Source organism: Billgrantia kenyensis (assembly GCF_013697085.1).
Lineage (GTDB): Bacteria > Pseudomonadota > Gammaproteobacteria > Pseudomonadales > Halomonadaceae > Halomonas > Halomonas kenyensis.
Genome location: NZ_JACEFT010000004.1, coordinates 23,243 through 42,970, shown reverse-complemented (window position 1 = coordinate 42,970; position 19,728 = coordinate 23,243). Strand labels below are relative to the sequence as shown.

At 67.4% G+C, this 19,728-nt stretch carries 21 protein-coding genes; 8 read left to right on the top strand and 13 right to left on the bottom strand.

From position 1 onward, the window contains the following. Positions 1-24 precede the first annotated feature (24 nt). Positions 25-486: a cytochrome c-550 PedF gene (gene pedF, locus H1D44_RS05335; protein WP_181513804.1), complete on the bottom strand. Its 462-nt coding sequence runs from the start codon at positions 484-486 to the stop codon at positions 25-27. Positions 487-773: 287 nt separating this feature from the next. Between pedF and H1D44_RS05330 the strand changes: the two genes are divergently transcribed. The 5 genes from H1D44_RS05330 to H1D44_RS05310 are packed head-to-tail and all read left to right on the top strand — an operon-like array spanning position 774 to position 5,003. Next, positions 774-1,244: a cupredoxin domain-containing protein gene (locus H1D44_RS05330; RefSeq protein ID WP_181513803.1), complete on the top strand. Its 471-nt coding sequence runs from the start codon at positions 774-776 to the stop codon at positions 1,242-1,244. A gap of 36 nt (positions 1,245-1,280) precedes the next feature. Next, positions 1,281-2,462 carry an ABC transporter substrate-binding protein gene (locus tag H1D44_RS05325; RefSeq protein WP_181513802.1) on the top strand — a complete coding sequence of 394 codons (1,182 nt, stop codon included), beginning with the start codon at positions 1,281-1,283 and terminating at the stop codon, positions 2,460-2,462. Between the two features lie 29 nt (positions 2,463-2,491). Beyond that, positions 2,492-3,475 carry a YVTN family beta-propeller repeat protein gene (locus tag H1D44_RS05320; protein WP_181513800.1) on the top strand — a complete coding sequence of 328 codons (984 nt, stop codon included), beginning with the start codon at positions 2,492-2,494 and terminating at the stop codon, positions 3,473-3,475. After that, entirely contained in the window at positions 3,472-4,200 is a 729-nt protein-coding gene (locus H1D44_RS05315) for an ATP-binding cassette domain-containing protein (protein WP_181513799.1), read from the top strand. The genes H1D44_RS05320 and H1D44_RS05315 overlap by 4 nt, the downstream gene beginning before the upstream one ends. Next, positions 4,197-5,003, top strand: a complete 807-nt coding sequence (locus H1D44_RS05310) for an ABC transporter permease (RefSeq protein ID WP_181513798.1) — start codon at positions 4,197-4,199, stop codon at positions 5,001-5,003. The genes H1D44_RS05315 and H1D44_RS05310 overlap by 4 nt, the downstream gene beginning before the upstream one ends. On the opposite strand, the gene H1D44_RS05305 is transcribed toward H1D44_RS05310, so the two are convergent. The 3 genes from H1D44_RS05305 to H1D44_RS05295 are packed head-to-tail and all read right to left on the bottom strand — an operon-like array spanning position 5,000 to position 7,432. After that, the gene (locus H1D44_RS05305; RefSeq protein WP_220127991.1) at positions 5,000-5,680 is read right to left on the bottom strand and encodes an ABC transporter ATP-binding protein; all 681 of its coding nucleotides are present in this window, start codon (positions 5,678-5,680) and stop codon (positions 5,000-5,002) included. The genes H1D44_RS05310 and H1D44_RS05305 overlap by 4 nt on opposite strands. Beyond that, positions 5,673-6,434 (bottom strand): ABC transporter permease, encoded by a 762-nt coding sequence (locus H1D44_RS05300; RefSeq protein WP_181513797.1) that lies wholly within the window; start codon positions 6,432-6,434, stop codon positions 5,673-5,675. The genes H1D44_RS05305 and H1D44_RS05300 overlap by 8 nt, the downstream gene beginning before the upstream one ends. Beyond that, entirely contained in the window at positions 6,431-7,432 is a 1,002-nt protein-coding gene (locus tag H1D44_RS05295; RefSeq protein ID WP_220127990.1) for an ABC transporter substrate-binding protein, read from the bottom strand. Before H1D44_RS05295 ends, H1D44_RS05300 begins: the two co-directional genes overlap by 4 nt. A gap of 131 nt (positions 7,433-7,563) precedes the next feature. On the opposite strand from H1D44_RS05295, the gene H1D44_RS05290 reads away from it, so the two are divergent. Both H1D44_RS05290 and H1D44_RS05285 read left to right on the top strand, forming a co-directional pair. Continuing rightward, positions 7,564-8,220, top strand: coding sequence for a rhodanese-like domain-containing protein (locus H1D44_RS05290; protein WP_181513796.1), 657 nt, complete (start codon positions 7,564-7,566; stop codon positions 8,218-8,220). Then, positions 8,187-8,867, top strand: coding sequence for a response regulator (locus H1D44_RS05285; protein WP_181513795.1), 681 nt, complete (start codon positions 8,187-8,189; stop codon positions 8,865-8,867). Before H1D44_RS05290 ends, H1D44_RS05285 begins: the two co-directional genes overlap by 34 nt. On the opposite strand, the gene H1D44_RS05280 is transcribed toward H1D44_RS05285, so the two are convergent. From H1D44_RS05280 to pqqA, 9 genes are all read right to left on the bottom strand, one after another. Further along, positions 8,849-11,443 carry a NahK/ErcS family hybrid sensor histidine kinase/response regulator gene (locus H1D44_RS05280; protein ID WP_181513794.1) on the bottom strand — a complete coding sequence of 865 codons (2,595 nt, stop codon included), beginning with the start codon at positions 11,441-11,443 and terminating at the stop codon, positions 8,849-8,851. The genes H1D44_RS05285 and H1D44_RS05280 overlap by 19 nt on opposite strands. After that, positions 11,430-12,617, bottom strand: a complete 1,188-nt coding sequence (gene nosP / locus H1D44_RS05275; RefSeq protein WP_220127989.1) for a nitric oxide-sensing protein NosP — start codon at positions 12,615-12,617, stop codon at positions 11,430-11,432. The genes H1D44_RS05280 and nosP overlap by 14 nt, the downstream gene beginning before the upstream one ends. Positions 12,618-12,736: 119 nt before the next feature. After that, positions 12,737-14,473, bottom strand: coding sequence for a PAS domain-containing hybrid sensor histidine kinase/response regulator (locus H1D44_RS05270; RefSeq protein ID WP_181513793.1), 1,737 nt, complete (start codon positions 14,471-14,473; stop codon positions 12,737-12,739). Between the two features lie 22 nt (positions 14,474-14,495). Next, positions 14,496-15,659 carry an alcohol dehydrogenase-like regulatory protein ErcA gene (gene ercA, locus H1D44_RS05265; protein WP_181513792.1) on the bottom strand — a complete coding sequence of 388 codons (1,164 nt, stop codon included), beginning with the start codon at positions 15,657-15,659 and terminating at the stop codon, positions 14,496-14,498. 147 nt (positions 15,660-15,806) lie between these two features. Continuing rightward, a complete protein-coding gene (gene pqqE / locus H1D44_RS05260) occupies positions 15,807-16,946 on the bottom strand; it encodes a pyrroloquinoline quinone biosynthesis protein PqqE (protein ID WP_181513791.1) in 1,140 nt (379 codons plus the stop codon). Next, entirely contained in the window at positions 16,943-17,215 is a 273-nt protein-coding gene (gene pqqD / locus H1D44_RS05255) for a pyrroloquinoline quinone biosynthesis peptide chaperone PqqD (RefSeq protein ID WP_181513790.1), read from the bottom strand. The genes pqqE and pqqD overlap by 4 nt, the downstream gene beginning before the upstream one ends. Next, on the bottom strand, positions 17,212-17,985 hold the full coding sequence (gene pqqC, locus H1D44_RS05250) for a pyrroloquinoline-quinone synthase PqqC (RefSeq protein WP_181513789.1): 774 nt from the start codon (positions 17,983-17,985) through the stop codon (positions 17,212-17,214). Before pqqC ends, pqqD begins: the two co-directional genes overlap by 4 nt. A 66-nt stretch (positions 17,986-18,051) precedes the next feature. Beyond that, a complete protein-coding gene (gene pqqB, locus H1D44_RS05245; protein ID WP_181513788.1) occupies positions 18,052-18,981 on the bottom strand; it encodes a pyrroloquinoline quinone biosynthesis protein PqqB in 930 nt (309 codons plus the stop codon). Between the two features lie 48 nt (positions 18,982-19,029). Continuing rightward, the gene (gene pqqA / locus H1D44_RS05240; RefSeq protein WP_181513967.1) at positions 19,030-19,101 is read right to left on the bottom strand and encodes a pyrroloquinoline quinone precursor peptide PqqA; all 72 of its coding nucleotides are present in this window, start codon (positions 19,099-19,101) and stop codon (positions 19,030-19,032) included. A 204-nt stretch (positions 19,102-19,305) separates the two neighbouring features. Here pqqA and H1D44_RS05235 point away from each other — a divergent pair, with 204 nt between their 5' ends. Further along, positions 19,306-19,728 carry a tetratricopeptide repeat protein gene (locus H1D44_RS05235; RefSeq protein ID WP_181513787.1) on the top strand — a complete coding sequence of 141 codons (423 nt, stop codon included), beginning with the start codon at positions 19,306-19,308 and terminating at the stop codon, positions 19,726-19,728.

Here is a 19,728-nt window from a genome sequence, read left to right as displayed (position 1 = left end):
TTGGTTGCCGTCAATGCCCGCGGCTCATGGCGTCACCGACTCGATATAGCTCTTGATCGCCCAGATGGCGGTCTGGTCCAGGTTCTCCCGGAAGGAGGGCATGCCACGCTCGGTGCCTTTGACCACACGTTCGAGGTAGAACTCGTCGTCCCACTCTTCCAACTGGCGCAGGTCGGGCGTCAGGCCACCCGACATGGCCTGGATGCCGTGACAGACGGCGCAGTTGCCGCCATAGCCACGCTCGCCAACCTCGACCGCCAGGTCGTGATACTCGGCGTGCTCATTGCCGGGGCGGAAGGGATTCTCCATCAGGGGGGCCTCGCCAAGGTCAGGCAGTCCCTTGGTGTCGACCTCCTGGGGCGTTACGTCGCCATGGCCAAGGGCCGCACCGGCAGCGCCCAGCGACAGGGCCAGGAAGGCAATACCGAAAAGACGTCGGGAAGTGGGGGCGGCAAGCGGGCTGACGGGGAAGAATATGCGGTTCATGGGACACCTGTTGTTGTAGCCAATGGCAATGGAATCCGGAGTTGCCGTGGACAGCCTCGTCACGGCTCGCTGGATCGAGTCTGGCCACTTCACCCCGGCGCCGCATCGCCACTTTCTGCCCCTTCAACTTCCTTCCTTGGTCGTACTTCGCCCTTACCCACCTGCTCACGTCTTACGCCCTTGGGAGGAGAACAAGAGCCCCATGGTGGGATGGGGCCAAACCGGGCGAAGTGCTGAACTGCATACACCCCCAGATCGACGTTCAGCACGACAACAAGGATAACGACATGACCAACGTCCCTACTGCCGCACCCGTCGCACGCCCCCGCCGCTGTCATCTCATCCTGTTCCTGCTGGCATCGGCCCTGGGTCTCTCCTCGACCCTGGCCGTGGCAGCAGGCGATCTGGCCAACCGCCCCGAGCGACTGGAGCGCCTGGTGATCGGCACCGGCGAGAGCATGCTTGGCGTATCGGTGCGCGAACATCAGCTGGAGACCGGACAATCCTACCGCCTGGTGATCGAGGCCACCGGCATGCAGGAGTGCGCCTGGGTAGCTCCCGCCTTCTTCAAGAACGCCTGGCTGCGCAAGATCGAGGTGGGCCACGTGGAGATCAAGGCCCCCACCCTGACCGAGCTGGAGTTCGAGCGCGAGGGCGAGGCGGAGCTGTTCTTCGTGCCCATCCGCCCCGGCAGCTACGAATGGGCCTGTGCCGGCCTGGAAGAGCGCGGCGTGACCGGCACCTTCGTCGTGCGCTGACCCGCCCCATCCCCTGCCCGCTTACAGGAGCCGACCATGAGAGATTTTCCTTTCCGCCGCCTGGCCGCTGGCGCGGCCCTCGCCAGCGGTCTGCTCGCCGCCCAGGTCCAGGCCGATGCACTGGAGGTACGCTTCGGCTACCTGCAGTGGCAGCCCGACCGCGGGCCGGCGCTGGCCCGCCTGACACCCGAGCCCGAAGATGCCGGCCTGCAGGGCGCCCAATTGGCCATCAGCGACAACCAGAGCACCGGCCGCTTCATGGGCCAGAACTTCCAGCTCGAGAGCGCCATCCTGGAGAGCGAAGAGGCGCTGCTGGAAGCGCTGGCTGCCATGCTCGACAACGACATCGACCTGATCGTGCTGAATACCCCGGCGGAAACCTTGCGCAAGGCGAGTGAGGTCGGTGGCGAGCGTGCCCTGCTGTTCAATGCCGGCGCGCGTGACGACTCGCTGCGCCTCGACGAGTGCTCTCCCTACCTGCTGCACACGGCCCCCAGCCACGCCATGCTCACCGACGCCCTGGCCCAGTGGCTGAACCTGCGCCGCTGGCGCTCGGTGTTCCTGATCAGCGGCGCGACCGATGACGACCGGGCCTGGGCCGAGGCCTTCCGCCGCTCGGCGCAGAAGTTCGCCCTGAACGTGGTCACCGACAAGGAGTGGACCTTCGAGGCCGACATGCGCCGCAACGCCTCCGCCGAGCTGCCGCTGTTTACCCAGGGGCCCGACTACGACGTGGTGGTGGTAGCCGACGAACGCAACGACTTCGGTGACTTCGTGCCCTTCAACACCTGGCTGCCCAGGCCGGTGGTGGGCACCCAGGGCATGGCCCCGGACGCCTGGCATCCCGCCGTGGAGGCCTGGGGCGCGGCCCAGCTGCAGAACCGCTTCCACAAGCAGGCCGAGCGCCCCATGACCGGCACCGACTACGCCGCCTGGGCGGCGGTGCGTGCCGTGGGCGAGGCAGTGACCCGTACCGAAAGCGACGAGATGGAGACCCTGCGCAGCTACCTGCTCGGTGACGACTTCGAGCTGGCCGCCTTCAAGGGACGCCCGCTGAGCTTTCGCGACTGGAACGGCCAGCTGCGCCAGCCATTGCCGCTGGCCCACCCCAACAGCCTGGTAGCCATGGCCCCGTTCGAGGGCTTTCTGCACCAGCGCACCGAACTCGACACCCTGGGCTACGACCGCCCCGAAAGCCGCTGTCGCCTGAGCGACTGAGTCCCCTGACCGCACCGAGGAAACGACCTATGAAAATCGCCGCTCGCCTGGCCACCCTCTGCCTCACCCTGGGCCTCGCCACACCGCTGTGGGCGCAAAGCCTGGCCTATGTCTCCAACGAACGTGACAACTCCATCTCGATCATCGACATGGACTCGCTGGAGGTGATCGACACGGTCGCCGTGGGCCAGCGGCCACGGGGTATCCTGCTGTCGCCCGATGAGGATCTGCTCTACATCTGCGCCAGCGACGACGACACCGTGCAGATTCTCGACCTGGCGACCCGCCAGATCATCGACACCCTGCCCTCCGGCGAAGATCCCGAGCAATTCGCCCTGCATCCCAACGGGCGGCATCTCTACATCGCCAACGAGGATGACGCCCTGGTCACCGTGCTCGACGTGGAAACCAAGCGCGTGCTGGCCCAGATCGAGGTGGGCATAGAACCGGAAGGCATGGGCGTCAGCTACGACGGCCGCTGGGCGGTGAACACCAGCGAAACCTCCAACATGCTGCACTGGATCAATACCGAGACCTTCGAGATCGAGAAGAACATCGTGATCGGCTCTCGCCCGCGCCACGTGGAGTTCACCCGCGACGACACCCTGCTGTGGGCCTCGGCGGAGATCGGCGGCACCGTGCACATCATCGACGTCGAGAGTCTCGAGGAGATCCATACCATCGATTTCCGCATTCCCGGTGTGAACCAGGATCGCGTCCAGCCGGTGGGCATGCAGCTCACCTCCGATGGCCGCTACGCCTTCGTCGCCCTGGGCCCGGCCAACCACATCGCCGTGGTGGATGCCCAGACCTTCGAGGTGCTCGACTACCTGCTGGTGGGAGCCCGGGTGTGGCAGGTGGCACTCAGCCCCGACGAGAAGATGCTGCTCACCACCAACGGGGTCAGCGGCGATGTCTCGGTGATCGACGTGGACAAGCTGGAAGTGATCAAGACCATCGACGTGGGCCGCTTCCCCTGGGGAGTCAGGATCACCTCGGGAACCCAGTCGTGAACGTGCAAGCCCTCGGTATCGGCTATCGCTACCGCCGCGATCCCGTCCTGCAGGAGGTCAGCTTCACGCTGGCCTCCGGCCGTTTCCACGCCCTGCTCGGCCCCAACGGCGCCGGCAAGTCGACCCTGTTCGGCCTGCTCACGCGCCTGCTCGCCCTGCAGCAGGGCGATCTGCTGCTGGGGGACCGCTCGCTCCGACACCAGCCCGCCGCGGTGATGCGCCACATGGGCGTGGTGTTTCAGCAGAACGCCCTGGATCTGGATCTCAACGTGATGCAGAACCTGCTCTATCACGCCGCCCTGCACGGCATGTCGCCACGCGAGGCCCGCCGGCGCTGCGCCGAGGAGCTCGAGCGCCAACGGCTGGACGCCCATGCCCGCACGCCGGTGCGCCGGCTCAATGGCGGCCACCGCCGCCGCGTGGAGATCGCCCGCGCCCTGCTGCACCGCCCCGCCCTGCTGTTGCTCGACGAGGCTACCGCCGGCCTCGACCTCGACAGCCGGGCAGCGCTCAACGCCCATGTGCGCGAGCTGTGTCGGGAGCGGGGCCTCACCGTGCTCTGGGCCACCCACCTCATCGAGGAGGTCGGCGACGGCGATCGGGTACTGGTACTGCACCGCGGCCGGCTGCTGGCCGACGAGACCGGCGAGGCACTATGTCGCCGCCATGGCGGTACCAGCCTGACCGAGACCTTTCACAGCCTGACCCGGGAGGCCGTGGCATGACTCCGCGCGACTACTGGTACTGCTTTGTGGGCGTGCAGAAGCGCGAATGGCTGCGCTTCTGGCAGCAGCGTACGCGCTTCGCCAGCGCCCTGGTCCGGCCGCTGCTGTGGCTGGTGGTGTTCGCCGCCGGCTTTCGCATGGTGCTGGGGGTGTCGATCATCCCGCCCTACGTGACCTACATCACCTACGAAACCTACATCGTGCCCGGGCTGTGCGGCATGATCATCCTGTTCAACTCCATGCAGGGCGCGCTCTCCATGGTCTACGACCGTGAGCTGGGCTCCATGCGGGTGCTGCTCACCAGCCCGCTGCCGCGCCCCTTCCTGCTGCTGACCAAGCTGCTGGCCATGGGCAGCGTCTCGGTCGCCCAGGTATACGTCTTCTTGCTCATCGCCCGCTGGGGCGTCGGCGTTCGTCCGCCGCTCGAGGGCTACCTGGCGGTATTGCCGGCGCTGCTGCTGGCGTCGCTGATGCTGGGTGCGCTGGGGCTGCTGATCGCCACCTGGATCAAGCAGCTGGAGAACTTCGCCGGGGTCATGAACTTCGTCATCTTCCCGATGTTCTTTCTCTCCTCGGCGCTCTACCCGCTGTGGCGCATGCAGGAAGCCAGCCCCTGGATCTACCAGCTGTGCCTGCTCAACCCCTTCACCCATGCCGTCGAGACGCTGCGCTTCGCGCTTTATCTGCAGTGGAACGGCGAGGCGGCCACCATCACGCTGGCCACCACCCTGGTACTGGCCGCGCTGGCGATCGGCGGCTTTCGGCCCCAGCGGACCAGGCTGCTGGGCATGCCCATCAACTAATTTTCGATTGAGAGGGATTCCTGGGTCGCCTGGCGCCCCAGCGCTTCCAAGCGACCGGCCAGCCCGGCGTGGGCCTCGGCATCGAGCCGGGCATCGCAGCGCAGGCGGGCGGGGCGCCCCGCCAGGTACCAGATGCGATTGGCCAGCGCCTCGGCGTCGCGCGCCTCGTGGGTCACACAGATCATGGCCATGGTGGGAAACTGCTTCAGCAGCGTGCGGATCAAGCCTTTCAGCTCTTCGGCGCGGTGAGGGTCCAGGGAGGCGAAGGGTTCGTCCAGCAGCAGCAGGTCGGGGCGCATGGCCAGGCAGCGGGCCAGGGCGGCGCGCCGGGCCATACCCAGCGACAGCTGATCGGGATAGCGGTCGGCGACCTGCTCCAGCCCGACCCGAGCCAGCAGCGGCTCCACCTGGTCGCGGCCGACCCCGACCAGACGCAGGTTGTCGCGCAGCGTACGCCAGGGCAGCAGGCGGTGCTCCTGAAACAGATAGCCGATGCGCAGCGTCGGGCGCGGCTGGCCCCGCTCCAGCCCGGCCAAGCGGTTGAGCAGGGTGGTCTTGCCGGTGCCGGAGGGGCCGAGCAGGCAGATATGGTCGCCCGGCGCCACCTCGAGGCGCATGGGTGCCAGGATGGCATGGCCGGTCGGCACGGTGAACTCAGGCAGGACGCATTCAGGCATGTTCGACTCCGACATGGCGCCAGCGCGTGGCGCGGCGCTCCAGCGGCTGCAGCAGGCCAAGCTCGATCAGCTGCACGATGGCAATGAACGCCAGGCTGTAGGCCAGCAGCCCGGCCACGTCGAAGACCTGGAACGCCAGATGCAGCTGGAAGCCGACCCCGTCGGAGCGCCCCAGCAGTTCGACTACCAGTACGATCTTCCAGATCAGCGCCAGCCCGCCGCGAGTCGCCGCCATCAGGTAGGGGAACAGCTGCGGCAGCCACACGTGCTTCAAGCGCATGACGAAGGAGAAACCGTAGACTCGCGCCATCTGCTCCAGCCGCGGGTCGAGGCTGCGCGCCCCTTCGCGCAGGGTGACGGCGACGTTGGGCACCTTGTTGATGACCACCGCCAGGATAGCTGCGGCCTCCACCAGGCCGAACCAGACATACAGCAGGATGATCAGCACCAGCGCCGGCAGGTTGAGCAGCAGTACCAGCAGCGGGTCCAGCAGGGCATCGAGCCAGGCCAGGCGCCCCATGGCCACGCCGATCAGGGTGCCGAAGGCCATGGCCAGGAAGAAGCTGAGCGCGACCCGCTGCAGGGTCACGGCCAGGTGGCGCTGCAGCTCGCCGCTGGCCGCCTCCCGCTGCAAGGTATGCAGCACCGCCGTCGGCGAGGGCAACAGGGAGGTATCGAGCTGCCAGGCCAGCAGCCCCCAGACTCCCACCAGCAGCGGCAGCACCACCCAGCAGGCGAGCGCCGAGCGGTTCATGGTGCGTCGCTCGGGTCGAGCACGAAGAGCCAGACAGGCATCACCTCCTCCGCAGCGCTGCCGGCCATCACCAGCAGCCGCTGCAGCGCCGCCACCCGCGCTTCGTCCAGCGGTTCGGGAATACCCTGTACATAGCCTTGGCGCAGCGCGGCGAAGTGGGCATCGTCGCTTACGCGCATCAGCGGACGCAGCGCCTCCCAGTGGCCGGGCTCGTCGCGCAGTTGGTGCTTGGTGCGCGTCACGGCACGGGCGAAGCCAGCCACCAATGCATGATGGTCGTCGGCCCAGGCGTCATGGAAGACATAGCCCAGAATGGGCAGCCCGGTGGGAATGTCCAGGCTGGCCAACAGCGAATCCATGGGCAGCGCCACTTCGGCCTCGCCGGCAGCGGTCAGCTCGGCGGCGAAGTGCCAGAAGGTCACCAGCACGTCGAACTGCCCGCGACGGAAGGCCTGGCTGAGCAGCGGCGGCGCGCCGAACTGCACCTGCGCCTCGCGCTCGAGCGCCATGCCACGGCCCTGGGCCGCCCGGGTCAGCAGCACCCAGGCCTTGCTGTCGGGGGCACCGGCCACGCCGATGCGCTTGCCACGCAGGTCCTCCAGGTCGCGGATGGACGAGCCGGGCGCTGCCAGCACGTCGCCCATCTGCGAGGAATAGGGCAGGTATCGGTAAGGCTGCCCCGCCGCGTGCCGCGCCTGAGCCCAGGTCAGGTCGACCACGGCGCCATCCACGTCGCCGCTGGAGACGGCAATGCGCGAGGCCGGCAGGTTGGCCACCAGGCGCACGTCGAGCACGAAGCCCTCGTCCCGGTCGAGGCCATGGCGCTGCAGATGGTCCAGCTCCCAGTGGGCGGTGCCGAACTGCAGCACGCTGAGGCGCAGCACCGGCGGCTCGGCGCGCAGGCTGTCGGCGGCGACCAGCAGCGCGAGCAACAGCGCAGCGCGGGCCAGCGGCAGGAACTTGGCAAGGCTCAGTGTCTCAAGGCTCGATGTCTTCATGCCTTCAGGCTAGGGGCACGCCTATCGCGGCAGAATAGTACTTTCGTGCTTTACGCTTCGCGACAAAGGTGCAATTCCGGCTTACGACAAAAGAGAGTCCCATAGCGATATGAGGCCACGGGAAGCACGCCATGAGGATAGCGACGCGGAGTCTGGCCGCCCTGCTGCTGGCGGCACTTTGTCCGACCACTTCCGGTACCGCAGCCCCGGGCGAGGACCCGCTGCTGTTCTCGGAGCGGGGCTATCGCATCGACCGCTACCGCAGCCCCACCCCTGCCACCGCGCCCGGCGCGGAGACGGTGGACACCGCAGCGGTGGCCAAGCTGCTGGAATCCGAACCGGCCGCAGTGGCCATCGATGTGATCAACCTCACCTTTCGCCATGGCCGCTTCCTGCAGACCGAGCCGCACCGCTCCGTGCCGGAGGCACTGTGGCTGCCCAACACCGGGCTCGGTCATCTCGACGACGACTGGTACTACAGCCGCCACGACTGGGTGGGCTACCTGCTCGACGAGGTCGGCGCAGCCAGCGGCGGCAACCCGCACCACCCCATCGTGGTGCTGTGCCGCTCGGACTGCTGGCTCTCCTGGAATGCGGTGAAGCGCCTCGCCGAGGCGGGTTACCAGCGTCTTTACTGGTATCGTGACGGTATCGACAGCTGGGAGGCGGACGGTCAGCCGCTGGAGAGTACCGCCCCGCGCCCGCCGCCCTTTGCCACCGCTCCACGACGTACGACTACAAGGATAATGACAAGATGCACGACCACGCCCCCAGCTACCGTATCCTGATTGCCGACGATCATCCGCTGTTCCGCGAGGCCATCGCCCGGGTGGTCGGCGACGGCTTTCCCGGCAGCGAGCTGCTGGAAACGGCGGACCTCGACGCCACCCTCGCCATGACCGCCGACGAGGAGGACCTGGACCTGATCCTGCTGGACCTCAACATGCCCGGCATGAGCGGCCTCACCGGCCTGCTACAGCTGCGCAACGAGGCGCCCACCATTCCGGTGGCGATCATCTCCGCAGAGGAGGACAAGAACGTCATGCTGCAGGCGGTCTCCTGCGGGGCGGTGGGCTTTCTGACCAAGTCCTCGCCCAAGGAGCAGCTGATCAAGGCCATTGCCCAGATACTGGAGGGCAACATCTACCTGCCTTCGGAGATCATGCGCGCCAGTGCCGGCCGCCCCCAGGAGCCCAACGAGCGAAGCATCAGCGCCGAACAGCTCGAAACCCTGACCCGCAAGCAGATCCAGGTGCTCGAGCGCATGACCCGCGGCGAGTCCAACAAGATGATCGCCTACAACCTCAACATCGCCGAGACCACGGTCAAGGCCCACGTCTCGGCGATCCTGCGCAAGCTTGGCGTCAGCAACCGGGTACAGGCGATTCTCTCGGCCAGCGACATCGACTTCAGCCGCTACCTGCGCAAGCCCTGATCCGGCCCCTCGACGAATTCCAGCGATGTCTCGGCCAGCAGCTGCTGCAGCGTGGTTCTCAGCCGCAGCGGCTTGACCGGCTTGTTGAGCAACTGGAAGCCCAGCTCGCGCACCCGCTGGCGCAGCTCGCGGCTATGATCGGCAGTGATCACCAGCACTGGTAATGGCTCATTACGTAGCCCGTTGATGCGCTCCGCCAACGCCACCCCACTGCGCTCATGATCGAGATGGTAGTCGACCACCAGGGCGTCGGCCTCGCCGTCGGCTAGACTCACCCGCGCGGCGAGACGCTCCTCGCTCTCGGCGACCACCACCTGGCAACCCCAGCGTTCCAGCAGATGGCGCATGGCCAGGCAGATGGAAGGATCGTTATCCACCACCCACAGTCTCCTTCCGGCGAGTTCGCGACCGGCCGCGCAGCCCACGGCCTGGCGCCGCTCGCCGGCCTCGATACGCTGGGCGTAAGGCAGCGTCACGCCGAACAGGGTGCCGTGCCCGACCCGAGACGCCACCCGCACCGGCTGTTGCAGCATGCGCGAGATCTTGTCGACGATGGAGAGGCCAAGTCCCAGGCCGCGATCCCGCGCGTTGGCCGCCGTGGGCAGGCGCCGGAACTCCTGGAAGATCAGCTCACGCTCCTCTTCGGCAATACCGCAGCCGGTATCGAGCACCTGGATCTCGAGCCCCTCCCGGCGCCGTCGGCAGCCCAGCAGCAGGCGGCCGCGAGGGGTATAACGCACGGCGTTACTGAGCAGGTTGCGGATCACCCGGACCAGCAGCGAAATATCGCTGCGGACCAGCGCCGACGACGGCACGTAGTGGAACTCCAGGCCCTCGCTGGCAGCCACCTGGCGATACTCCCGCGCCAGTCCGTCGAGCAGGTCGCGGATGGCGAAGGGTACGATCTCGGGGGTGATCACACCGGCATCCAGCTTGGAGATGTCGACCAGGGTACCGAGCAGTGCCTCCACGTCCTTGAGCGAATGGCCCACCTGCTGGATCAGCTCCTGGTTGGCCGGCGACATCTCCTGCTCCACCAGGGCGCCGACGAAGAGCCGGGCCGCATTCAGCGGCTGCAGCAGATCGTGGCTCACTGCTGCAAGGAACTTGGTCTTGGACAGGTTGGCCGCCTCGGCCTCGGTCTTGGCCTCGCGCAGTTGCCCCTCGGCGGCCAGCCGCTCCTCGATCTCCTCGCGCAGCTGAGCGTTGACCCGGGTCAGCTCCGCGGTGCGCTCACGCACCCGCTGCTCGAGGTTCTGATAGGCATGATGCAGCGCTTCGGAGGTGCGCCGCTGCTCGGTAATGTCGCGGATCAACACGAAGAAGCCAATCACGCTGCCGTCGCTGTCCCGATGCGGCACGTAGGCCCGCAGCAGGACCCGGTGCTCACCGTCGGCGTTCTGCTCGGGCAGTTCGAAGCTGATGCGCTCCCCCGCCAGCACCCGCTGCAGGTAGGGCATCAGACGCGCGCAGTGCTCCGCCGAGTGGAGATCGCTCAGCGTCGAGCCCAGCAGCAGGTCATGAGGCCAGCCGTACCACGCTTCGTAGACCCGGTTGGTAAACACATAGCGCAGCTCGCGATCGAGGTAGGCGATCATCGCCGGTACGTGGTCGGTGATGGTACGAATCCAGCGCTCCCGCTCGGCCAGCGCCTCGGCCTGCCGAATGCGCTCGGTGATGTCGGTATAGGTCAGCACTTGGCCGCCGCCCGGCATGGGGTGGCCGCGCACCTCCACCACGCGACCGTCGCTGAGCCGGCGCTCGCAGGCGGCCAGCACGGTCTGCCCATCGGTGGGGTCGAGGAGCTCGCTGGCGCTAGCCAATTCGGCCAACGCCAGCGGCAGCGCCAGCCCCTCGAGGCCGGTGAGCTGCGAGAAGCGCTGGTTATGCATCTCCAGCTGGCCCTGTGGGGTGACCACGGCAACGCCCTGGGAGAGACTGTCCAGGGTGGCCTGCAGCAGGCGCGACTTCTGCGCCAGGGCATGCTCGCGCTCGGCGTGCTCATGGCGCTTCAGCTCGGTGATATCGACATAGAGGATGACCCTGCCGCCGCCGCGAATCGGCCGCTGGTTGACCTGCACCCAGCGCCCGTCGTGGAGCTGATAGACGGTACGCCCCTGGCGCTGCTTGAGCTGCTCGCTGACCACCAGCCCCGAGCTCAGGGCCAGTCGGCGCAGCTCCTCCAGGGTCATGCCGGCGTGCACCTCGATGCCGGCCGGCCGCCAGAACTCGGCGAAGCGGCTGTTGTAGTGACGAATACGCTGATCGGCACCGAACAGCACGAAGGCGTCGGTAATGCTCTCGATGGCATCGACCAGGTACTGGTTGGCCTGCTCGGCCCGCTCCCGTGCCTCGCCCAGGAGGCGGTTGCTGGAACGCAGCTCGTGCAGGGTCTGGTTGAGCGCACGGGTTCGCTCGCGCACCTGCTCGGCCAGCAGGGCGGCATGCTCGAAGGCGGCATAGGGCGCGGTGCGCGGCAGGTTGCTCGATTCGACCCGCTCGATCAGCGCCGCGTTGATGCGCTGGAGCTTGGCCACCTGGCGCTCTAGCTCGCGCTCGCGCTCAGTGGTCGCCACGGGAGCGTCCTATGTAGACCCCGCTGAAGGTCTGGTTGAGGTGCAGGCCGCTGCAGTGCTCGCCGTAGGTGTTGAAGCCGAGGATGCGGCGCTGGCGGTAGAGCTCTCCCGCCGCCTGCTGCCGTCCCTCCTGCTCGAGTTCCAGGCGGCGCAGGAAACAGTCGCAGCCGAGAATGCACTCCGCCGGCCCCAGGCGCTCCTCGATGGCGGCGATTTCACGGTCGAGATCCGTCAGCAGATCGCTCGCCTGCATGGCCGTCAGCACGATGCCGGTCTCCACGGCACAATAGAAGCTCAGGCTGAGGTCGGGGTTGACGCCCTGAATGGCGCGTACATAGGTCTTGTCGTGAAGCCTCACGGCCAGTGGATGCCGCGCGAACACCTCGGGGCTCAGCTCTTCGAGGGTACAGCCCACCAGCCGCGCATATTCCATCGCCGCCGGTTCGGCGTTGAGCTCCAGCACCCGACGCTGCTCCTGGTCGGCCGCCGTGACCACCAGCTTTTCGCCGCTGGGACGCAGGTGGTGGGTGGAGAACACCTCGAAATCCAGCGCGGTGTTGACCATCAGTACCACGGCGGCGCGGTCATGGAAGGCGCCCTCGCCGTAGACATGGGTGCCGGTGAGGCGGTTGTCGTCGCCGGCGCTGCCGCCGAAATGGGGAATCCCGGCCAGTACCGAAGTGAGCGTCAGCAGTACCTGCTCCTCGCAGGCCGAGAGCCCGTCGAGCAGGGTCATGGCGAAGGTGTGGCCCTTGAGCGGCGCCAGTCCCGAGCGGGTGCAGTGCTCCATGAGCTGATCGGTGATGCGCTGGGCGTCGAGCAGGGTGAAGCGATCGAGGTCGCGGATCAGTCGATAGTCGAGGGCAAAGGCCCGGCGGTCGAAGCCCAGCGCCACGATGGAGCCCCGCGAATAGCCATCGCTGCCAAGCTCGCCTGCGGTGGTGCAGCCGCATAGCTTGACGCCCCCCAGGTGCGCCTCCAGCGCCGCGGCCAGGGCCGGCAGGTCGTGCTCTGCGGAGCAGAAGAACAGCACGCCCTCGAGGTCGGGATGCAGCAGTTGGCTGGCCAGGTGCTGGGCCGCCTGCTCGGGCTCCCTGGCGAAGGAGTGCGCCACGCGCAGGGGGGCATCCGGTGCAGCCAGGTCACGATAATGCGACTCTGCTAATGGCAACATGGCTTTCCTCGCGCGGGTGAGAGATCCTGTTTCCAGTCTATGGCTTGGTGCAAAGCAGCAACATAAGACTTGAGTGCCTAGACAGCTTGTAACGGCTACGACCAAGGTCGCACGCCTCCTCATTCATATCGGCGGGCGAGCAGTTGACTGAGTGCGGCTCGCAGCTTGCCGGGGCGCAGCGGCTTGTGCAGCAGCGGGATGCCGCACTCCGACAGGGTGCGGCGCCAGGCTTCGGAGCGGTCGGCGGTAATCACCACCGCCGGCAGGTGCGGCCGCTGCCAGTGCCGGCGCAGCTTCTCCACCAGCAGGTCGCCGGTTTCACCGGCATCGAGATGCAGGTCCACCAGCAGTACGTCGGTCGCCTCGAGCCGCTGCTCCAGCACCTCGTCGAAATCGTGGGCCGTATCGCACCGCATGCCCCACTGCTCAAGCAGGGCCTGCATGCCCATCAGGATCCGGCTGTCATTGTCCACCACCAGCATGCGCCGCCCCGTCAGCGGGCTGTCCGGCTGCGCGGTGGCCGGCGAGGCAGCCAGGGCAGGCGCCGGCCGACAGATCGGCACCTCGACGGCAAAGCTCGAGCCCCGCCCCAGCGTCGAGGACACCGATACCGCAAGCCCCAGCCGCTGGCAGATGCGCTCGACGATGGCCAGCCCAAGCCCCACTCCCTGACGGTTGCGCGCCCGCTCGGCGTTGAGCTGGTGGTACTCCTCGAAGATCGCTCGCAGCTGATCCGGCGGAATGCCCGGCCCGCTGTCGTGCACCTCAATGGAGATCGTGTCGCCGCGGCGGCGCACCCCGAGCAGCACACTGCCCGACTCGGTGTAGCGGCAAGCGTTGGAGAGCAGGTTGCGCAATACGCGTCCCAGCAGCCGGTGGTCGCTGTCGATGCACAGCTGGCTCTCCACGCAGCGAAACTGCAGCGCCTTGCGCTGGGCACGCGGGGCATATTCTGCCACCAGGCCACGCAGCATGGGCGTGAGAGAAAAACACTCGCGTTGGGGCTGGATGCGCTCCTGGTCGAGCCGGGCGATGTCGAGCAGGTCGGTAAGCAGCTCCTCCGCCCCCTCCAGGGAGAGGTGAATGCTGCTGACGAGGCGGCTCGCGTCATCGTCGAGCGCACGTTCACGCAGGGTGGAGACCAGCAGCCGGGCCGCATTGAGCGGCTGCAGCAGGTCGTGGCTGGCTGCCGCCAGGTAGCGGTCCTTGCTGCGATTGGCCTCCTGGGCCAGGTCGCGGGCGGCGCGCAGCTGCTCCTCAACCTGGCGGCGCTCGGCCACCTCGGCGGCCAGGTCGGCGTTGAGCTGCTCGAGCCGCTGGGTGCGCTCGCGCACGCGAGCCTCGAGCCGGGCGTTGAGCGCCAGCAGCTCCTGGCGGGCGCGCTCGCGCTCGGTGATGTCGGCCACGAAGCCCTCGACCAGGATCTCGCCGCCCCGGTCCGGCTTGCGCAGCAGGGTCAGGGCGACCGGCACCCGCTTGCCGTCGCAGCCGGCCAGCCAGGTGGTATGCCCTTGCAGGTGGCCCTGCCTGTGCAGCAGACGGGAGACGTCTTCGAGCCCCTCGGCATCGGCGAACAGCGCTTCCAGCGACGTGCAGCGTGCCAGCGTGGCGGCCACGTCGGCATCGCCGAGCATGGCCGCCAGCGCCGGGTTGGCGGACAGCAGGCGTCCGCCCAGCGAGGCCTGAAAAATGCCATGCAGGGCGTTCTCGAACAGCCACTTGTAGCGGTTGCGCTCCGCTTCGAGCTCGGCCATGCGCGCCGTCAGCTCGGGGTAGTAGCTCTTGCGCGCCGACTGCTGACCCAAGCCCAGCAGTTGGTTGACCGAATAGCCCTCGGGGTCGCCGGCCTTCTTCATGGGCTACCTGTCGCTTGGCGCGTCACATCGCCTCCTCGTACACCACTTGAACGTCGCGGGGGCTGGAGCGGCGCGGATTGGTCAGGATGCAGGGGTCCTCCAGCGCGTGGCGGGCCAGGAACGGCACATCGCTGGCATTGACCCCGAGCCTGCCCAGGCTACCCGTCAGGCCCACCGCACGCTTCAGCTCGATCAGGTGATCGATCAACCGCGCCTTGATCTGTGTGCTGCTCAACCCGCGACAGTCGATGCCCAGCGTCTCGGCGATCCGCGTGAAGCGCTCCGGCGAGGCCTCGAAGTTGTAGGCCACCACGTGTTCGAGCAGCAGCGAATTGCACAGTCCATGGGGCAGGTCGAGAAAACCGCCGAGACTGTGCGACATGGCGTGCACTGCACCGAGGATGGCGTTGGAGAACGCCAGCCCTGCCTGCATGCTGCCGAGCATGACCTGGGATCGCAGCGCCAGATCGTGAGGGGCCTGCACCAGCGCCACCAGATGCCCGTTGATCAGGCGCATGGCCTCCAGGGCATGGGCATCGGTCAGCGGCCCGCTACCGGTGGAAACGAAGGCCTCGATGGCATGCACCAGAGCATCGACGCCGGTGCACGCCGTGAGGAAGGGGCTCATGGTCATGGTGACCTGAGGGTCGATCAGCGAGACGTCCGGCACCACCGACTTGCTGACGATGGAGAATTTCATGCGCCGCTGCTGGTCGGAAATGATCGCGAACTGGGAGATGTCCGCCGAAGTGCCCGCCGTGGTGGGCACGAAGATCAGCGGCGGGATGGGCACTCGCAGGGTGTCGACGCCCTCGAAGTCGATGATGTGGCCGTCATGGGCGACGACGATGCCGATACCCTTGGCGCAGTCCATGGGGCTGCCGCCGCCGATGGCGACGATGGCCTGGGCACCCATCTCGCGGTAGGCCATGGCCCCCGCCATGACCTCCTCGGCCCGCGGGTTGGGCGAAACCGTGGTGAAGCGCTGGCAGAGGATGCCTTGCCCCGCCAGGTCCTCCTCCACCTCCGTGACCCAGCCGGCCAGCACCACGCCGGGGTCCGACACCAGCAGCACCCGCTCGGCGCCGAAGGTGCCCACGAAATTGGCCACGGCGCGCCGGGCACCGTCGCCGAAGATGATCTCCGGAGCCACGAACTTGCGCAGCTCGTTGATGCTGGACGTCATACGAATCTCCCGCTTGACGCTGACCGGCAAAGAGGCACGGCCGAGATCAGCGGCTTCTTGTTATGTCGTCGCCTCGCGCGGGCGCATTTATCGTCATGGTAAGAGCCGGCCTGTCCTCGCGCCCTTCGCCCTTGGTCGGGTATCCCCTCAGCCGCGCCAGAAGGTGCGTGAATGCTTCGCCTGCCTCGGCACCAGCGCAGCGCTGCCGTTAGCCGTCTCGACGGCTTCGGCCAGGGCCCGGTCGATCAGCTCGCGCCGGGGCGACTTGCTGCATACCGGGTCGGTGGCCGCCGGGTCACCGGTGAGCATCATGGCCTGGCAGCGACAGCCGCCGTGATCCTGATGGCGCTCGCTGCAGCTGCCGCAGGGCTCGGGCATCCAGGCATCGCCGCGAAAGCGGTTGAACGCTTCGCTGGCGTACCAGATCTCCTCGAGCGAGCCGTCGCGCACGTGAGGAAAGGCCATGGGCAGCTCACGTGCACTATGACACGGCAGCACGCTGCCGTCCGGCGCTACGGTCATGAAGATCGCCCCCCAGCCGCCCATGCACGCCTTGGGGCGCTGGGCAAAGTAGTCGGGCACCACGAACAGCAGGCGCATCTCCCGCCCGCGCTCGGCGAGGCGCTCGCGCCAGCGCTGCGTCACCGCCTCGGCACGCTCGACCTGAGCACGACTCGGCAGCAAGCCGGCGCGGTTGAGCTTGGCCCAGCCGTAGTACTGGCAGCTGGCCAGCTCCACGGCATCGGCCCCTAGCTCGTCGCACAGGGCGATCAGCCGGTCGGTGTCGTCGATGTTGTGACGGTGCAGGACCACGTTGAGCACCATGGGATAGCCGGCCGCCTTGACCGCCCGCGCCATGGCCAGCTTGGCGGCGTGGGCCTTGGCCGAGCCCGCCACGGCGGCGGCCAGCTCGTCATCCGCGGCCTGCAGGCTGATCTGGATGTGATCCAGCCCCGCCTCGCGCAGCGCCTCGATTCGAGCACCGTTCAGCCCCACCCCGGAAGTGATCAGGTTGGTGTAGAAGCCGAGTCGCCGCGCCTCGGCGACCAGCACCTCCAGGTCGCGCCGCACCAACGGCTCGCCCCCGGAGAAGCCCAGTTGCACGGCGCCCATGGCCCGCGCCTGGCGCAGCACATCGATCCAGGCGTCGGTGTCGAGTTCTTCACGGTAGCGGGCGAAATCGAGCGGGTTGGAGCAGTAGGGACACTGCAACGGGCAGCGATAGGTCAGCTCGGCCAGCAGCCACAGCGGCGGGTCGATCGCTTGCGGGGACGTGGCGAGGCTCATGAGCCCGCCACCAGCCAGCCCTGGCGCCCGGCCTCGGCGAGAAACGCCGCCACGTCGTCGGCGATCTCTGCGGCACCGGGAAACTGCGCCTCCAGCTCGGCCACGATGTCCTCCTCATGGCGCCGGCCATCTACCAACGTCAAGATGGCGCCGGCACTCTCGTTGAGCTGCACCATGCCCTCGGGATAGAGCAGCACGTGGCGCTGCTGGGCGGGCTCCCACTGCAGCCGCCAGCCGCGGCGCAGCGCCGGAGCCACATGCGGGCTCATGCCAGCCCCCGATGGAATACGGCCCGTTCGGTCACGCTATGGTAGGGCGGACGGCCGAGCTGATAGGCCAGGGTCATGGCGTCGAGCATGCTCCACAGCACGTCGAGCTTGAACTGCAGGATATCGAGGGCACGCTGCTGGGTTTCCACGCTGGTGCACACCGTCAGCGCCACCTCCAGGCCATGCTCGACGTCACGGCGCGCCTCCTTCAGGCGCTTGCGGAAGTAGCCGTAGCCGGCCTCGTCGATCCAGGGATAGTGGCCCGGCCAGGTATCGAGGCGACTCTGGTGCGCCAGGGGGGCGAACAGCTCGGTGAGCGAGGAGATCGCCCCCTCCTGCCAGCTCGCCCGGCGCACGAAATTGACGTAGGCATCCACTGCGAAGCGCACCCCGGGCAAGACGTGCTGCTGCGACCACAGCTCGTCGCGGGTCAGTCCCACCGCTTCGCCCAGGGTCAGCCAGGCCTCGATGCCGCCGGCGTCGGCATCGCGCCCGTCGTGGTCGAGCAGGCGCTGGATCCAGCGCCGCCGGGTATCGGCGTCCGGGCAGTTGGCCAGCAGTGCTGCGTCCTTCTGCGGGATCATCACCTGGTAATAGAAGCGGTTGGCCACCCAGCCGCGGATCTGCTCCGGCGTGGCGCGTCCTTCGGTCATGTCGATCTGATAAGGATGGTGAATATGGTAATAGGCACCCTTGGCCATCAGGGCCTCACGAAAGGCTTCGGGCGAGAGTGCGGCGGCCAACGTTGAGTGTGTTTGCACGGCGTTCATGGCGAGCCTCTTTGTTGTTTTATCTTGTTGTCGTCGTCTGTGACGCGACGACGATCCTTCCAGCGGCTACAGGATCAGCTGCATGCCGTCGTGGGCCACCTCGATGCCGTGTCGCTCCAGCACAGCGCGTTCCGGGGAGGCTTCGTCCAGCACGGGATTGGTGTTGTTGATGTGAATCAGAATGCGCCGCGTCGTCTCCGGCAGCGCATCGAGCTCGGCGATCATGCCCGCTTCGCCGGCCAGCGCCAGATGCCCCATGTCGCGCCCGGTGGCATGGCCGATACCGAGGCGTATCATCTCGTCGTCGTGCCACAGGGTGCCGTCCACCAGCACGCAGTCGGCCTGCTGCATCAGCTCCCGTGCCGCCTCGCTTGGCTCGCCCAGGCCGGGCCCGTAGAACAGCGTGCCGCCGGTCAGGGTGTCGCGCAGCAGAAGCCCCAGGTTGTCGCCGGTGACCGGCGCGCCGCGGCGCGGAGAATAAGGCGGCGCATTGGAACTCAACGAGAGCGCGGTGATCTCGAGCCCGGGGCAGCTCGGCACCTGGAAGGTGCAGCGCTCACGCTCTCCTGCCAGCGGGATTTCGCGCCAGGTGAGCCCACCGTTCCAGTGGCGCAGCATGGGGAACAGCGGAAAGCCGCTGGAGAGATCGTCATGCACGCTGGGCGTGCACCAGACGTCGAGCGGGCACCCCTCGCGCAGCGACAGCAGCCCGCTCACGTGATCGATCTGCGCATCCACCAGCAGCACCTCGGCAATGCCGGTGTCGCGCAGGCCGCGCCTGGGAAAGAGCGCCGGCGAGGCGCCGAGCTGGGCGCGGATGTCGGGCGAGGCGTTGCACAGCAGCCAGCGCTCGCCGTCCATGCTCACCGCGATGGACGACTGGGTTCTCGGGCTCAGGCCGGCCCGCCCCAGGCGAACGTCACGGCAGTTTGGACAGTGGCAGTTCCACTGCGGGAATCCCCCTCCCGCCGCCGAACCGAGTATCAGCACCTGCATGGCACTCTCCTGGCAAACGGGGCCTCTCGGCCCCGTGGCATCCACCGATCAGCGATTGGCAATGTACAGAGTGACCTCGAAGCCGAGGCGCAGGTCATGGAAGCTGGGCTTGGTCCACATGTCGATTCCTCCAGATATTGTCGTTGGGAGTGGCTACCGTGCCGATGGGCGCGGCTATCCCAGTAAAGCACTGGGGACGACCTGCCAGAGCGGTACTTTAGAGGGAGGCACCGCCCTCCATTGGAACCAAATCTATCCCGTGGCCTGGCGTTGCTCCCAGCGTCCGGCTAGCCTCGTGATGTCTCCTGCCGGGTAGGACTACCCATGAAACGACTGCTGGTGCCGCTTCTCGCCACCCTGCTTGCCGCACCTCCGGCCTGGTCCGATGGGGCAATGGACTCACCCACCCGGTCGCGCATGATCGATGCCTACCTGGCCTATGGTCAGTTCAAGATGGGACGCCACGAGCAGGCCATGGCTATCTGGCAGCAGTTGGCGGCACAGGGCGATGCCGATGCCGCCTTTCAGCTCGGCGTGATCTACGAGGATGGCCGCGGGACTCCGTCTGACCTGGAGCGAGCCCTTCACTACTATCACCAGGCCAGTGACGGCGGCAGTCGTCGCGCGGCCCTCCGGCTTGCCGAACTCTATGCACAGGGGGCACCCGGCCTCCCTGCCGATCCGTCGCTCGGCGAGTGTTATCGGTCACTCTCCACGCCATCCACCGCCGCCGAGCGAGCCTGCTGA